This is a genomic window from Cytobacillus purgationiresistens (assembly GCF_030813235.1).
In the GTDB taxonomy this organism is placed as follows: Bacteria; Bacillota; Bacilli; order Bacillales; family Cytobacillaceae; genus Cytobacillus; species Cytobacillus purgationiresistens.
In genome coordinates this window covers 129,021-143,595 of the sequence record NZ_JAUSUB010000005.1, presented here as the reverse complement: position 1 = coordinate 143,595, position 14,575 = coordinate 129,021, and the positions used below count along the sequence as shown (strand labels likewise).

General features: G+C 35.6%; 15 protein-coding genes and 1 pseudogene. 8 read left to right on the top strand and 8 right to left on the bottom strand.

Annotation, left to right across the window (positions count from 1 at the left end; all coding sequences use genetic code 11):
- The first annotated feature begins 52 nt into the window (after window positions 1–52).
- The 3 genes from J2S17_RS07680 (at window position 53) to J2S17_RS07670 (ending at window position 2,808) form a co-directional block, all read left to right on the top strand.
- Window positions 53–274 carry a hypothetical protein gene (locus tag J2S17_RS07680; RefSeq protein WP_307473504.1) on the top strand — a complete coding sequence of 74 codons (222 nt, stop codon included), beginning with the start codon at window positions 53–55 and terminating at the stop codon, window positions 272–274.
- Between the two features lie 353 nt (window positions 275–627).
- On the top strand, window positions 628–2,556 hold the full coding sequence (ltaS, locus tag J2S17_RS07675; protein ID WP_307473502.1) for a lipoteichoic acid synthase: 1,929 nt from the start codon (window positions 628–630) through the stop codon (window positions 2,554–2,556).
- 18 nt (window positions 2,557–2,574) lie between these two features.
- Window positions 2,575–2,808, top strand: coding sequence for a hypothetical protein (locus J2S17_RS07670; RefSeq protein WP_307473500.1), 234 nt, complete (start codon window positions 2,575–2,577; stop codon window positions 2,806–2,808).
- Between the two features lie 107 nt (window positions 2,809–2,915).
- On the opposite strand, the gene J2S17_RS07665 is transcribed toward J2S17_RS07670, so the two are convergent.
- Complete coding sequence (locus J2S17_RS07665; protein ID WP_307473498.1) at window positions 2,916–3,401, bottom strand: NUDIX hydrolase; 486 nt, start codon at window positions 3,399–3,401, stop codon at window positions 2,916–2,918.
- Window positions 3,402–3,449: 48 nt separating this feature from the next.
- Window positions 3,450–4,175 (bottom strand): annotated as a pseudogene (locus J2S17_RS07660) (IS1595 family transposase); the annotation flags it as partial.
- A gap of 558 nt (window positions 4,176–4,733) precedes the next feature.
- Here J2S17_RS07660 and J2S17_RS07655 point away from each other — a divergent pair.
- The 3 genes from J2S17_RS07655 to sdaAA are packed head-to-tail and all read left to right on the top strand — an operon-like array spanning window position 4,734 to window position 7,029.
- A complete protein-coding gene (locus J2S17_RS07655) occupies window positions 4,734–5,411 on the top strand; it encodes a helix-turn-helix transcriptional regulator (RefSeq protein WP_307473496.1) in 678 nt (225 codons plus the stop codon).
- A 47-nt stretch (window positions 5,412–5,458) separates the two neighbouring features.
- Window positions 5,459–6,121, top strand: a complete 663-nt coding sequence (sdaAB, locus tag J2S17_RS07650) for an L-serine ammonia-lyase, iron-sulfur-dependent subunit beta (RefSeq protein WP_307473495.1) — start codon at window positions 5,459–5,461, stop codon at window positions 6,119–6,121.
- A gap of 32 nt (window positions 6,122–6,153) precedes the next feature.
- Window positions 6,154–7,029 carry an L-serine ammonia-lyase, iron-sulfur-dependent, subunit alpha gene (gene sdaAA, locus J2S17_RS07645; RefSeq protein WP_307473765.1) on the top strand — a complete coding sequence of 292 codons (876 nt, stop codon included), beginning with the start codon at window positions 6,154–6,156 and terminating at the stop codon, window positions 7,027–7,029.
- A gap of 206 nt (window positions 7,030–7,235) precedes the next feature.
- On the opposite strand, the gene J2S17_RS07640 is transcribed toward sdaAA, so the two are convergent.
- Window positions 7,236–9,260, bottom strand: a complete 2,025-nt coding sequence (locus J2S17_RS07640; protein WP_307473493.1) for a catalase — start codon at window positions 9,258–9,260, stop codon at window positions 7,236–7,238.
- 97 nt (window positions 9,261–9,357) lie between these two features.
- On the bottom strand, window positions 9,358–9,582 hold the full coding sequence (locus J2S17_RS07635; RefSeq protein ID WP_307473491.1) for a hypothetical protein: 225 nt from the start codon (window positions 9,580–9,582) through the stop codon (window positions 9,358–9,360).
- A 146-nt stretch (window positions 9,583–9,728) separates the two neighbouring features.
- Between J2S17_RS07635 and J2S17_RS07630 the strand changes: the two genes are divergently transcribed.
- The gene (locus J2S17_RS07630; protein ID WP_307473489.1) at window positions 9,729–10,004 is read left to right on the top strand and encodes a hypothetical protein; all 276 of its coding nucleotides are present in this window, start codon (window positions 9,729–9,731) and stop codon (window positions 10,002–10,004) included.
- Window positions 10,005–10,085: 81 nt separating this feature from the next.
- On the opposite strand, the gene J2S17_RS07625 is transcribed toward J2S17_RS07630, so the two are convergent.
- Both J2S17_RS07625 and J2S17_RS07620 read right to left on the bottom strand, forming a co-directional pair.
- Entirely contained in the window at window positions 10,086–10,829 is a 744-nt protein-coding gene (locus J2S17_RS07625) for an SDR family NAD(P)-dependent oxidoreductase (protein ID WP_307473487.1), read from the bottom strand.
- Between the two features lie 27 nt (window positions 10,830–10,856).
- Window positions 10,857–11,612 (bottom strand): SDR family NAD(P)-dependent oxidoreductase, encoded by a 756-nt coding sequence (locus tag J2S17_RS07620; RefSeq protein ID WP_307473485.1) that lies wholly within the window; start codon window positions 11,610–11,612, stop codon window positions 10,857–10,859.
- A gap of 191 nt (window positions 11,613–11,803) precedes the next feature.
- Between J2S17_RS07620 and J2S17_RS07615 the strand changes: the two genes are divergently transcribed.
- The gene (locus J2S17_RS07615; protein WP_307473483.1) at window positions 11,804–12,928 is read left to right on the top strand and encodes a LuxR C-terminal-related transcriptional regulator; all 1,125 of its coding nucleotides are present in this window, start codon (window positions 11,804–11,806) and stop codon (window positions 12,926–12,928) included.
- A 62-nt stretch (window positions 12,929–12,990) separates the two neighbouring features.
- Here the strand turns inward: J2S17_RS07615 and J2S17_RS07610 are convergent, their stop codons facing one another.
- Window positions 12,991–13,737: an ABC transporter permease gene (locus J2S17_RS07610; protein ID WP_307473482.1), complete on the bottom strand. Its 747-nt coding sequence runs from the start codon at window positions 13,735–13,737 to the stop codon at window positions 12,991–12,993.
- The gene (locus tag J2S17_RS07605) at window positions 13,734–14,465 is read right to left on the bottom strand and encodes an ABC transporter ATP-binding protein (RefSeq protein ID WP_307473480.1); all 732 of its coding nucleotides are present in this window, start codon (window positions 14,463–14,465) and stop codon (window positions 13,734–13,736) included. The genes J2S17_RS07610 and J2S17_RS07605 overlap by 4 nt, the downstream gene beginning before the upstream one ends.
- Between the last annotated feature and the right edge of the window lie 110 nt (window positions 14,466–14,575).

Genomic DNA, 14,575 nt, shown 5'->3' with positions numbered 1-14,575 from the left:
CCATTTAGAAATATTCAATCTGTAACAAATTTAAGCTAAAGGAGGTAAAATAATGGATAAATGTACACTGGCATCAACATTTCCTGAAGCACTAAAGCTGTTGTTGGGCAGAACAATTGATATTTTTGCACATACTTCATTTACCAGCGGTGTGTTAACAAAAGTGGAAGATGGTGTAATTGTTATAACTGAAATTATTTCAGGTTATGTAACAGACATCAACGAAGTAATTATCCCTATCTGGTCAATAAGCCATGTTGAAGTGACGGATTAAGATCATTGACTCACTCTCTAAATTAGAGTGAGTCATATTTTATTTAAAAATAACGATCCTATAAAAGGAAAGAAGAAGAATTTGATATAAGTTGTGTAGAAAATTGTGGAAATTCATTAAGGGTAATCAGTACAATTTTAGGGCTGAATATGTTATATTTATTTCGTACTTTTCCTAAAAAATATGTTGTTGTTTATTTAGGAAAGTTAGTGCCTACATAAGGTTGAATAACTATTCTTAATAGCCTATCAAAAATTTGATTAATAATTTTATTTTTAGGCTGTGAATTTCAGATTTTGCAGTACAGGTTGAGAGCCTAAGATATCCTGCGGCTCGTAAAAATGAGGTGTAATATGAATCTTTCCAATCGCGCAGCAAAAAATAGCTTGTTTTTATTTTTTCTAGTGGTTGCCATTTTTTGGTTAAAAACATATGTAACGTATCAGATTGAATTTAAGTTAGGAATAGACAACTATCTGCAGGAATTTCTATTATTTCTGAATCCGCTTAGCTCCACGTTGATATTTTTTGGCCTCGCTTTATTTTTTAAGGGAAGGATCCAATCCATCATATTAGCAGCAATGAATATTGTCCTTTCAATCTTATTATATGCAAATGTTGTTTATTATCGCTTTTTTAATGATTTCATTACAGTTCCAGTTATTATGCAAACGAAAACAAATGCTGGACAGCTTAGAGATAGCGCCCTGACACTCATGTCTCCTTTAGATATCTTTTATTTTATTGATACGATTTTGCTTATTATTCTCATAACAAAACGATGGTATAAACCAGTACATATGGGTAGTAAAAAGAAGGGGACACTGATTGTTGCAGCTGGCCTTATTGTCTTCTTTATTAACCTTGGTCTAGCTGAAAAAGACCGACCTGATCTGCTAACCCGTTCTTTTGATCGAGTATATTTAGTGAAATATCTTGGCATTTATAATTTTACTTTTCATGATGCGGTGCAAAATTCAAAGTATTTAAGTGAAAGAGCATTGGCCGACTCAACTGATATAACTGAAGTTGAAAACTATATGAAATCACAACAGACCTCTCCAAACCCAAAATATTTCGGTAAGGCAGAGGGAATGAATGTCATTTATGTATCAATGGAGTCCTTGCAAACCTTCATCATTGATTATGAATTAAATGGTCAGGAAGTAACGCCATTTTTAAATTCGCTCATTAAGGATGACCAAACATTTTATTTTGATCATATTTATAATCAAACAGGGCAAGGGAAAACTTCAGATGCTGAGTTTATTATGGATAATTCCTTGTTTCCAATGGCACAAGGGGCAGTATATGTCAATAAAGCACAGAACACCTATCAGGCTACACCAGCGATCTTACAATCCTATGGATATACATCTGCCTCTTTCCATGGAAATTATAAAACCTTTTGGAATCGCAATGAAATGTATAAATCGATGGGATATAATGAGTTTTTTGACGCAGAATATTATGAGATGACCGATGAAAATACGAAAAATTATGGTATGAAGGATAAACCCTTTTTTAAAGAATCAATGCCGTATTTAAAAAGATTACCAGAGCCATTTTATGCGAAATTCATCACACTCTCTAATCATTTTCCTTTTAAAATGGATGAATGGGACACTGATTTCCCGCTGGCTGAAACCGAAAATGATGTTGTTAATCAATATTTCCAGTCTGCTAATTATATGGATGAAGCTTTAGAACAGTTTTTTGCTGATTTGGAGGCATCAGGTTTATATGAGCGATCTGTCATCGTTTTATATGGAGACCATTATGGAATTTCTGAAAATCACAATGAAGCCATGGAGGAGATTATTGGTAAGGAAATCACACCGTTTGAATATACTCAACTCCAACGTGTCCCAGTGTTTATTCATATACCAGGAGAAACTGGGGGAGAGCCTAAGCAAACTTTAGGTGGTCAAGTGGATGTCCGTTCAACAGTACTTCATTTACTGGGTATTGATACAAGGGAATATATAGACTTTGGTTCCGATTTATTATCTGATGAGCATAGAGAAATCATACCTTTTAGAAATGGTGATTTTACTTCCCCCCAAGTAACAATGATTAATGAAAAGTTTTATGATAATACAACAGGCGAAATCATTGAAGACACAGGCAAATATTCTTCCATAGCAGATAAAGCCCGCAAGCAATTGGAGATGTCCGATCAGATTTTATATAAAGATTTATTAAGATTTCATACACCTAAACGATTCACTCCCATCAATCGGGATAATTATCAATACGTACATCCAGACCATAATGATTAAGTAAAGGAGCCAAAAGAAATGAGTGAATGTAAAATCGATCACAGCCATGAAGAGGTTAAAAAGAAGTATGAATCACAAAAGGAATTTCTCCCAAATGAAATGCATGTCTTATTCGATGATTTTTTTAATGGAGCGCATACCCAGGATATTTTAAATAATATGTTTCATCTATTGAAGAAATATGATTTAGCCTCAGAGGATGAGAAGGCAGAACGGATTGGTCGTCTAAACTTAATATTAAAGAATATATAAGGTAGCATGCCGCAGCAAATTGTTGCGGTTGTTTCTTTTTGGCTATGTTAATGAATATTGTTGATAATTTAAAGTATAAAAAGACCTTCATGGTTAGAAGGTCTTTGCTATTGTATAGCACAATCCAATATTTCCTGATAAAGAATGTGCCATTTGTGATAATATGAGGAAACATCATTGGGATTTACAAACATTCGTTGAGCAGATTCATATTTACCTTCAAATGGGAGTAGTTTTGTTATATTCATTTTGTAGAATACTTGAAAACCAATTTTAGGATATGGACTACTTTCTGTCAATAATGGGTTTTCGCTATGGTCAACGATTATGTGTCCTAATAACTTACATTCTCCTTCAACATAACCTTCTTCCAGTGCTTCCCGTTTAAAGCACTCCTCTGGAGTTTCACCAAGTTCAATATGTCCTCCTGGAAAATCCCATCCTCTATGGTTTAAATCGACCAATAATAATTTATCTTCTTGAAAACAAAAGCCGTGTACACTTGTGATTAAATTATATTGAGGAAGTAAGCTATTTTTCTCCCAAGTTAATTTAACTCTTGATTCTCCCCAATTTACATAAGTAGTTATCAATTTTTTCCCTCCAATAAAAAACAATCTCTATTCATATCTCTAATTGGTCTAATTTGGAAACTTTGATAATCTTAGTTTATCATAAGTAGTATTAGCTGGGAATAATGTGCTTTCCACAATCATTTTGCTAACTGTTGCATTTTCACTGCGAAGTTTAAATATATCCAAGAACTAAAACCAACTCAAATAATGGTCGAGGTATTTTGTAGCGACACCATTAAACCGTTGCATCCAACCTTTTAATCGGCTGTGATAGTTATTGACATTTTGAATATGATAGAGACCTTTGACACGTTCAGTTCCATCAAATATAAAACGATAATGAACCAATCCTTTGCTTTTTGCATTGGTAGAAAAAGCTCTCCAAGCATCAGTGCAAAGCGTGTTGTCCGATGATAATTTAGTAGATTTTTGTCGGTCTCTTGCGATTAAGACACATACTTGTTCGTGACTAATACCTCGAAATTTTGAAGAACCTCCACGTTTACGAGGTTTACGTCCTTTCAAGTTTCTTTTACCTTTTTCAGAGTAAAGAAAATATGTTTCATCCATCTCTACAATCCCTGAAAATGTTTCAAAATCCATATGTTTTAGTGCAAATAATACCTTATGTCTCCAATAGAACAAGGTAACATAATGAATATCACCAATAAGGTCAGCAGATTTACGAAGGGAGTAGCCTTCCAACATACATTTTATAAAATCTAACCATTTATCAGGCTTATGAGTTCGATATAGAGGAGTTGACGTAACATCGGTAAATGTTTTTCTACAATTTGCTCTGCTGAATTTAATTTTTTAATTTCCGCTATCAATTCTCTTAACTTCATCATAAAGCCTACGAACAAGTGTTCTTGGTTTTATAATGGAACATTCGTTTGGAGTAATCAAATATCAACTGAATTATTTAAGATAGCCTTCTTTTTAAAAGCTTTCAGCAACTATTACAAAATTATGACAGTTGAATACTCATTTACAAATTTTTGTTGGCTATAGGTGATAGTTTTTTTAAAAGGTATAATGGCTCTCAGGCTTTTTATGACGCAAGCGATAATTTTATAGTAGAAGTGAAGAAATCTCAAAGAGGAGAAAAGCCCCTGTTGAAAAGGAAGAGTGAAAAAAGAGGAAGTCCGTAACTTATCGTTGCGGCTTTTTATATGAATAAAAGAATAAATAAAATTATTTTACAATTTTTTTGTAGCTATTAAAATATTATTTTAACAATAGAGGATTTTATGTTATGATGATTAAGATTTGAGATATAATGAATTTGTAAACGATTTCAATAAATGAAGCATCTTTCTTTTACTGTAATAAAGGAAGTGAAATATAGTGAAGAAGAATAATCAGCCTGTATTTGATATGGCTATTCGAACAGCGGATATGCTTGTGAAAATGTTTGGACCAAACTGCGAAGTGGCTGTACATGATTTTTCTGATTTAAAAAAATCATTAATTCATATTGTGGGAAATGTAACCGAAAGAACACCGGGAGCACCTATCACAGATTTGGTTTTGAATGAATTGGCAAAAGGGAACAGTGATACAAAAGATATTGCAAATTATAAAACACAAACAAAAAAAGGAAAAATATTAAAATCATCAACTGTGTTTTTAAGAAATGCTGATAACAAGATTATTGGCGCACTTTGCATGAATTACGATATTAGCCTTATGATGCAATTTGGGGGAGATATTGAAGCATTTACCAGTTTTGATGAATCTGATTCAAAAGAAGAGACGTTCTTCACATCCGTTCAAGATGTCATTCATGAGATGGTTAATCAAGTTTTACAACAGTTTAAAAAAGCACCGGCTCTTATGACATTAGATGAGAAGGTTGATTGTGTCGGGCAACTTGATGATAAAGGGACCTTTCTAATTAAAGGTTCAACTGAATATGTTGCTTCAGTTCTTGGGGTATCTAAATTTACCATCTATAACTATTTACAAAAGATAAAAACAAAGAATGATGATCATACAAATGAAATGGTTGAACATAGTAAATAAAGATTAATAGAATAATGGAGAAATACAGGAAAAAGGGGCAAATCGATATGAAATATAGATCTGCATTTGATATTATCGGTCCGGTTATGATTGGACCTTCAAGTTCACATACAGCAGGAGCGGCTAGAATTGGACGGGTTGCACGGACTTTGTTTGGGCATCAGCCCAAAAGAGCAGAAATTTATCTTTATGGATCTTTTGCAAAAACATATAAGGGGCATGGGACGGATGTTGCGATTGTCGGAGGAATACTTGACTTTGATACCTTTGATGAAAGGATTCCTACTTCATTAAAATTGGCTGATACAGCGGGAATGGAAGTTGCTTTCTCAGTTGAGGAAGCAGTGACAGACCATCCGAATACAGTCCGAATCAAACTGTTTGACGATGAGAAAGAGATGGAGCTTGTCGGGATATCAATTGGTGGTGGGACGATTGAAATTATCGAACTGAACTCATTTGAATTAAAACTTTCAGGTGAACATCCAGCCATCCTTGTTGTTCATAATGATCAGTTTGGTGTCATTTCATCTGTCACAAAAATATTGGCTAATCATGAAATCAATATCGGTCATATGGAAGTCTCCCGTAAGGAGAAAGGCAAAATGGCCTTGATGGTCATTGAAGTCGACCAAAAGATCGATCAAACATTAATGGACGATATATCTGAGCTTTTGCATGTGACTCAAGTCATCAAGATGGTTGATTAATTGTAATAATGCATAATGGGGGTCATAATATGATGTTTAAAAATGTAGCTGAAGTAGTTGAGCTAGCGGAATCTAAAAACGTAAAAATCGCAGAAATAATGATTCAACAAGAAATAGATGTAACAGGTCTTTCACGCGAAGAAGTGATTGCGAAAATGGATCGCAACCTTACAGTGATGGAACAGGCTGTTGAGCGTGGACTTAATGGAGTGACTTCTGTATCAGGTCTTACTGGTGGAGATGCTGTCCTCTTGCAAAAATATATTCAATCGGGTAAGGCTTTATCAGGGCATACTCTGCTTGATGCAGTAAGCAAGGCTGTAGCAACAAATGAAGTGAATGCAGCAATGGGAACCATTTGTGCGACGCCAACTGCTGGTTCTGCTGGGGTCGTACCTGGTACGCTTTTCGCAGTTAAGGAAGTATTAAACCCGACAAGAGAAGAAATGATTGAGTTTCTATTTACTTCTGCAGCATTTGGATTTGTGGTAGCAAATAACGCTTCTATTTCAGGAGCAGCGGGTGGATGTCAAGCAGAAGTAGGTTCTGCTAGTGGTATGGCAGCAGCAGCAATTACTGAAATGGCGGGTGGTACACCCACTCAGTCAGCACATGCAATGGCGATCACATTAAAGAATATGCTAGGTCTTGTTTGTGATCCGGTAGCCGGACTTGTTGAGGTACCATGCGTGAAAAGGAATGCGATGGGGGCATCAAACGCAATGACCGCTGCAGATATGGCGTTAGCAGGTATCACTAGCAGAATACCATGTGACGAAGTAATCGATGCGATGTATAAAATTGGTCTGACGATGCCTTCAGCTCTGAGAGAAACTGCGGAAGGCGGCTTAGCAGCCACACCAACTGGCAGACGCTTAGAAGCAGAGATTTTTGGTAAACAATCGTAATATTTATCAACAAATTGGATAAAGGGGTAGTTCAACTGTCAAATTGACGAGCTGAACTACCCCTTTATAATGTATGAAAAATAAAATCAAGTTTGGAATATGACTACTATTTGAAATTGGAATTTTAGAAGGTTAATCAAGGATATTGACCTAAATATTTGTGAAAAATAAAACTCTCGCTTTTTTTGGTATAGAGGATTAGAAGATTAACTTCTATCCCAAAAACGTTGTTTTCTTGCATTATTAATAAATGGCTGAAATTGGTCCTGATTGATTGTCACTCCAGGTTTATTGATAATGCCTACTTCCTGCATTAAGTACATTCCACTTCTTGAAGCACCAAGCGGTTTAAAATGATTATATTGTTCAATAATAAAACTTTTCGCTTTTTGGTTAAAGTATTCACTTGCACCTCGGCCGGAAGCAACAAATAAATTATCGTATAAAAGTGGAGAGCCAGTGAGAAAACTATCATCAACTGTCAGCTCTTTTCCGTCCGTTCCGTTTACTACACCAAGTCTTTCACTTACGATTACTGGTTTTAGCTTGGCAGCAGTTAATTGATCAAGCAGATTACCTACGACATGACTGTCAAACTGTTCTGCAATCAAAATACCTGTCTTTAAAGAATCTGTATAAAACTTTGTATTAGCCATACTTAACGCAGGAGAAGAAGCTTTTATTTGTGATTCCTCGACTTTTGGAACCTCTACACCAAGGTCTTTTGCGACAAGAACTGCAAGATCTGTACTGATATAGCCTATTAAATTGACCACTCTTTGCCTAACTGAGACACTTTTTACTTTTCCTAATTCAAAGCAGAAGGCACTAAAAATATGATTTCTCTCTACGTTTGTCATACTATTCCAAAATAGCCTTGCCTGTGAAAAATGGTCTTTGAAGCTAGGTGCTGTTTCTCTTACTTTTAATCCTTCGACGGTTGAAGGATATGTAACGAAGCCGCCTTTTGTACCTGGGACAGTGTAAGGTGTATTATCTGCTAAATTATTTTTATGATAAGCAACCCGATCCTTATCAATGATATATCGAGCTGCACCATCTCTTTGATTATTATGGAAAGGGCAGACAGGACTATTAATCGGAATTTGTTGAAAGTTTGTTCCAACCCTATATATCTGAGTATCAGTGTAGGAAAAGATTCTGCTTTGCAAAAGTGGGTCATTTGTAAAGTCAATGCCTCTTACTATGTTTCCAGGATGAACGGCCACTTGCTCTGTTTCAGCAAATACATTATCAACATTTCTATTTAAAGTCATTTTTCCGACTTTCCGTACTGGGACAATTTCCTCCGGCCATAATTTCGTTGCATCTAAAATATCGAAGTCAAACATAAATTCATCTTTTTCTTCGATTACTTGTAAGCCTAATTCAAATTCTGCAAAGAAACCATCCTCTATATTTCCCCATAGATCTCTACGGTGATAATCCGGATCCGCACCACCTAATTTTTGTGCTTCATCCCATATTAATGAATGGACGCCAAGCGCAGGCTTCCAATGAAATTTAACAAAGCGGGATGTGCCCTCTTTATTTACTAAGCGAAAAGTATGGACACCGAAGCCTTCCATCATTCTAAAGCTTCTTGGAAGGGTACGGTCTGACATAATCCACATCATCATTGCAGCAGATTCTTCATTGCTTCCGATAAAATCCCAGAAAGTATCATGTGCGGTTTGACCTTGAGGTATTTCATTATGTGGTTCAGGCTTGAGTGCATGAATTAAATCAGGAAACTTAATTCCATCTTGAATGAAAAATATCGGAATATTATTACCAACTAAATCAAAGTTTCCTTCCTCCGTGTAGAATTTGGTGGCAAAGCCGCGTACATCTCTATTTGTCTCATTTGCACCTTTTGATCCCGCCACTTCAGAGAATCTTACAAAAACTGGTGTTTCTATATTAGGGTCTTGTAAGAAATGGGCCATCGTTAAATCTTCTAATGATTCATAGACGCGAAAGACACCATGGGCTCCATATCCACGGGCATGGACAACTCGTTCCGGAATCCGTTCTCTGTCAAAGTGGGCCATTTTATCCTTCATGATAAAATCTTCAAGTAACGTTGGCCCCCGATCTCCAGCAGTCAAGGAGTTTTCATCATTTGAGATCATTACTCCCTCATTAGTTGTCATTTTCTTTCCTTTATTTTCGCGAACAAATGGTTTAAGCTGTTCGGTTTTTTTATTTTCTTTCTTAATACGATCCATCTCAGTCACCTCCATTAATAAAGATATGAAGTCAGTGATAAAGTATGAAAAGTTTTATTTAATAACAAAAGTACCCTTTTGTAAAGGGTACCTAATATTATGATATTCTCTTTTGATGATCCTTAATTTCCACTAATGCCCCTTTATTTAGCCAATAGTAGAAATAATCAGAAGGAAATACACCACGTCTGTTGGATTTATTCATTTGAATAATGATACTGCAGTCTGTTATATCTAATATTTTTAGTGATTCTGATAAACAGATATTAGGTGAAAATCCATCTTTGATTTTAAATTCCATGTTTTTTTTCAATGTAATCATTTTTATCCTCCTATAGAGTAAGGTTATTCATTAATCTATCCGAATTCTGTATATTATATCCAATTCTTCATTATTTTCTTCATCCTATAATGAAAACGGAAGTATAGGAAAATACTAAGTAAAATAAGTTTTGGATGGTGTTGAAAATGAACTTCCCGACAATACATACAAACTTTTGGGATGCTGTAATTGCATTGCCATTGGTGCTATGTTTGACACAGCTGCTGAAAATATATCTCCATATACCAAAACAATGGGTTCCCTCCATTGCTTTGGCAATAGGTATTGTTTTTTCTGTGCTTATCAGTCATCGAGGCAGTCTGACTGCAGGATTATTCATGGGGTATTTCTATGGCTATGCGGCTATAGGTACGTATGCATCTTTAAAAACCTCATACCAATTTTTCCGTAATCGAAAGTAAAATATACAGAGAAGCAGGGGAGTAAGAAAAATAAACAACAGGGTGCAATTTTGCACCCTGTTATCCAAAAAATCAACGTAATTAATGTGATGTATATCCACCATCTACAAGGAGAGTTGTACCGTTTACAAAGCTTGCGTCATCACTTGATAGGAAGAGTACAGCTTTTGCAATTTCTTCAGGTTTACCTAATCTGCCTTGCGGATGAAGGGAAGCTAAGTGCTCTTTTACGTTTGAATCAAGTTTTGAGAGCAATGGCGTATCGATATACCCTGGACAGACTGCATTTACACGAATACCTTCTTTTGCGTAGGCTGTACAAAGGTTTTGTGTTAATAGTTTCACACCACCTTTTGCAGATGCGTACGCAGTAGTGGACGGTAATGCAACAAAGCTGTGAATAGAACCAGCGTTGACAATCACTCCACCGTTACCTTGCTTCAAGAATTGTTCAATCGCATACTTATCTGAGAGAAATACGCCGGATAGATTAATATCAATTGTGCGTTTCCAGCTGTCATAAGATAACTCTGTTGCAATGGCATCGTCTGCAATTCCGGCATTTGCATACATAATATCCAGTTTTCCATATTTTTTTACAGTTTCTTCAACGACGTTTTTTACATCTTCCTCTTTTGTTACATCTGTTTTTACGAATAAAGTATCGTGATTAGCAGAATTTAATTCTTTTGAAAGTTCTTTACCGCGTTCAGAGAAATCAGCAATGACCACTTTTGCTCCTTCTTCTGCATATAGTTTAACAACAGCTTCGCCAATCCCGCTCGCTCCACCAGTTACAATCGCTACTTTATCTTTTAATTTCATCATCAAGTCTCCCATCTATTTGATAAATTATCTTGCAGTTGCTCCGCCATCTATGACAAATTCAGCACCTGTAGAATAAGCTGAATCATCTGATGCTAGGAACAATACTGTATTGGCAACATCCTTCACTGAACCTAAATATCCGAGCGGAAATAGGTTCGACCCGAGTTCTTCTTTAGATTGACCCGTTTTTTCTGAAGCATAGTCTGCCATTCCGGTATTAATGTAACCTGGATGAATGGAATTCACTCTTACACCCATAGGCGCATATTCAATTGCTGCATCTTTTGTCATAATTCTGACCGCACCTTTACTAGCACCGTATAAAACATGCCCGGCAGCACCAGTTAAGCCTGCAATAGAAGAAGCATTAATAACAGAGCCTTTTTTCTGTTTAGCCATGATAGGCATAATATGCTTCATACCTAAGAAGACACCAGTTACATTAATAGACATGAGCTTATTCCACTCATCTACCCCGATTTCAGCTAGCGGCTTAATAATGTAGATACCAGCATTATTGAATAGTATATCTGCCTGACCGTAAACCTCAATTGTTTCCTTAGCAACATTTATCCAATCTTCTTCCTTACTCACATCATGATGGATATAGATTGCTTCTCCACCATTGTCCTTGATTTCTTTTACAGCTTGATTTCCTGACTCTTCATTTATGTCAGTGACCACAATTTTTGCTCCTTCTTTAGATAACAAATTTGCAGTTTCTTTACCAATTCCTGTTCCTCCACCAGTAATAATCGCTATTTTATTATTAACTCTCATCGTTTGCACATACCCCTTTCATTTTTTAACAAATCATACTTATAATAAGTTAGTTGCCGTTAAAGCATACATTGATTTGTCCTAATAATAATGTTACTATTTTGATTTCAAAATACTACCCTACAAGATAATGTATAATTGAATCAGAATTCCCCGCTTTTTATAGGGGGATGTTTAAAGGAGTAAGAATTATGAAGCGTTCATTGAATCAATATGAAGAAATGACTTTTTCTGAGTTTGTCATGTTTGTAAAAACATATAGCAAACAATTAGAGGAAAACATCAATATTTATCTTAACCTTGACTCTTCTATTATAGAATCAGATCGGATAGCGACAGAAATGCTGCTAGATTCTTTTTTGCAATTATTTACACATTCAAAAGTGGAGCATCCCGGCGAGGACGGTAATGCACAATTACATACATGGCTTATGTCACAATTGGCCATTTTATCAATGAAAAGCTTTAATTTATTCCAGCTGGTTTTTGAAAAATCACTTATCACATTATTAATTCAAATAAAACATCATCGCAGCACTTCAATTGTCATGTATTCACTATCTGTTTTTACATACTTGGTCTATAGCTATAACCATTGTAATAGCAGTGATCAGGGTGAACAGAATGATACGAAGTCTATTTTGGAAAATAAATCATTAGATAAGTTAAATAAGTTATTAATTGGCTCTCCTGGGGTACAAAATTTAGCATTTATATTAAAGAAATGTGAAGAATGGTTTCAATATAAACGTTGCGTGTTTTATGCTTATGTTCCATGGTCGAATGAATTTTATGGAGTAGTGGGTACAGAGCTTCAGAAAGTTCAAAGCATGAGGGGACACTTAGGTGGAAAATATACTGTATTTAGTGCACAGAAGCCAATCTTTCTAAAAGATCCTACAAATTATATAAATGAAGATCATATTCAGTTATTTGGGCTTTCCTCCGTGATATTCATTCCGATTGTACATGAAGAACAATTATTTGGCTGGCTTACTTTTGATCAAATGGGAGAGGTATTTGATTGTACCTCGAAGGAATTGGCTTTATTGGAACAAATAGGGATTAGGCTTGGCTTATTCTTTTCAAGAAGAGGGGAGGCATTAGTTAAGAATAGTGATATTCATCTAACAGAAAGGGAGCATTCCATTCTTATGCTCCTTGCAGAAGGAAATGACAATAAGAGGATAGCAAAACTGCTCTTTTTAAGTGAACACACGATACGTGACTATGTAAGCAGCTTAATGAAAAAGTTAAAGGCGAAAAATCGTACTCAGGTCGTTGCTTCAGCTTTTCGAAAGGGATTCATTCAATAGGAATAATAAAAAACCGTGAAGGAATCATCCATTTCTCTCACGGTTTTTCGCGGTTCTCTGTTTTATTTCAAGAATTGCATTCGTTCATTAAATAATGAAGGATAAGATAGAAAACCAAGCATAACACTTGTAATGACAGCGGTAGTTAATAAAAGGAATATGATAAGCAGCTGAAACATCACTGCTTGGACTGGGTCTGCACCTGCGATAATTTGCCCGCTCATCATTCCGGGCAATTGTACGAGACCAATCGTTTTTTGGCTTTCAATGGTTGGAATGGTGCTCGCTCTAATAGAAGACATTAATGAATGGTGAATCGATTGTTTTGGCGTTCCTCCAAGTGTCAGTATCAGTTCTGTTTCATCGCTGCGATTCTCCACTTCACTTGTAAAACGATTAAGAAAAAGGATAGAGAGGACCATAGAGTTGCCGATGAGCATACCGCTGATCGGGATAATATACTGTGCGGTTGGAGGTATAATCTTCAATCCAATCAAAATACTCTGTGTCAAAATTTCAATAAAACTGTACGTAACGATTAGCTTCCATGTTATCCCGCTAATAGAAACACCTTTTTTTCTTGCATTTTGTACAGCCGCACCAATCATTAAAAGTATCATTAAGATGATGAAAAGATAGCTTTCAGAATCAAATACAAACTGTAGAATATAACCAACCGCAAGCAGCTGAATAACTGACCTTACAGTTGCAATAACCGTATCTTTTTCTAGTCCCAATTTGAATTGCTTTGAAAGAATGAACGGAATGAGAACAAATATTAATGTTATTGACAGGGTAAGATAACTCATTTTTCCCCACCTTTCAAAAACCGTCTTACTTCATCTGTCCTTGGGTTTTGCAGCAGGTCGCTGCTTCCTGATTCAACTAGCTTGCCATCGATCATTACCCATGTGTCATGACCAATTGTCAATGCTTGTCTCAAGTTATGTGTAATCCATAAGATAGTTGTAGAAAATTGCTTATTGACATTGGAAATGAGTTGTTCAATCTCATGTTGGGATGCTTGATCAAGAGATGAAGTAATCTCGTCAAGCAACAAGATCGGCGGCTCGTTAAGTAATGTACGGGCAATAGAAATTCTTTGTTGCTGCCCACCAGATAAATCATTTGCCTTTCTATGTAAGAACGATTCATTTAGACCAATTAACTTTAACATTTCTATGGCTTTTTCTTCTGAAAGTCTTTTTCCTTGCAACGTATAAGGAAGTGATAAATTTTTATAAACATCTCCACTTAACATCGTCGCTTTTTGTAAAACGATGCCTACTTCTCTTCTTAGTTGGATAGGGTCGTATTGGCCAATATCCTTGTCATTAATGATAATCGTTCCAGTTTGAGGGGTTTTCATCCCGTTTAAAAGACTGAAGAGAGTTGATTTACCAGATCCAGAAGGACCAACGAGTGTGGTAATTCCTCCTTTATATATTTCTCCGGTTATCTCTTTTAAAATTTCCATATTTTTTGTTCCGTATTTCACATTTTTTAGCTTTATGGCAACAGATATTCTTTCTGCCAATCCATTCACTTCCTCAAGGTATGTTATACAATAGATTCATGTAATTTATATACTAATTAATTCATTATGTCCAGTGTCTTATGTGCTTTATAGAAAACCTATCCTTAGTT

Coding starts and splice junctions, on each gene's coding strand:
- J2S17_RS07680 (WP_307473504.1), top strand. CDS start 53: ATGGATAAATGTACACTGGCATCAACATTTCCTGAAGCACTAAAGCTG.
- ltaS (WP_307473502.1), top strand. CDS start 628: ATGAATCTTTCCAATCGCGCAGCAAAAAATAGCTTGTTTTTATTTTTT.
- J2S17_RS07670 (WP_307473500.1), top strand. CDS start 2,575: ATGAGTGAATGTAAAATCGATCACAGCCATGAAGAGGTTAAAAAGAAG.
- sdaAB (WP_307473495.1), top strand. CDS start 5,459: ATGAAATATAGATCTGCATTTGATATTATCGGTCCGGTTATGATTGGA.
- sdaAA (WP_307473765.1), top strand. CDS start 6,154: ATGTTTAAAAATGTAGCTGAAGTAGTTGAGCTAGCGGAATCTAAAAAC.
- J2S17_RS07640 (WP_307473493.1), bottom strand. CDS start 9,260: ATGGATCGTATTAAGAAAGAAAATAAAAAAACCGAACAGCTTAAACCA.
- J2S17_RS07635 (WP_307473491.1), bottom strand. CDS start 9,582: ATGATTACATTGAAAAAAAACATGGAATTTAAAATCAAAGATGGATTT.
- J2S17_RS07630 (WP_307473489.1), top strand. CDS start 9,729: ATGAACTTCCCGACAATACATACAAACTTTTGGGATGCTGTAATTGCA.
- J2S17_RS07625 (WP_307473487.1), bottom strand. CDS start 10,829: ATGAAATTAAAAGATAAAGTAGCGATTGTAACTGGTGGAGCGAGCGGG.
- J2S17_RS07620 (WP_307473485.1), bottom strand. CDS start 11,612: ATGAGAGTTAATAATAAAATAGCGATTATTACTGGTGGAGGAACAGGA.
- J2S17_RS07615 (WP_307473483.1), top strand. CDS start 11,804: ATGAAGCGTTCATTGAATCAATATGAAGAAATGACTTTTTCTGAGTTT.
- J2S17_RS07610 (WP_307473482.1), bottom strand. CDS start 13,737: ATGAGTTATCTTACCCTGTCAATAACATTAATATTTGTTCTCATTCCG.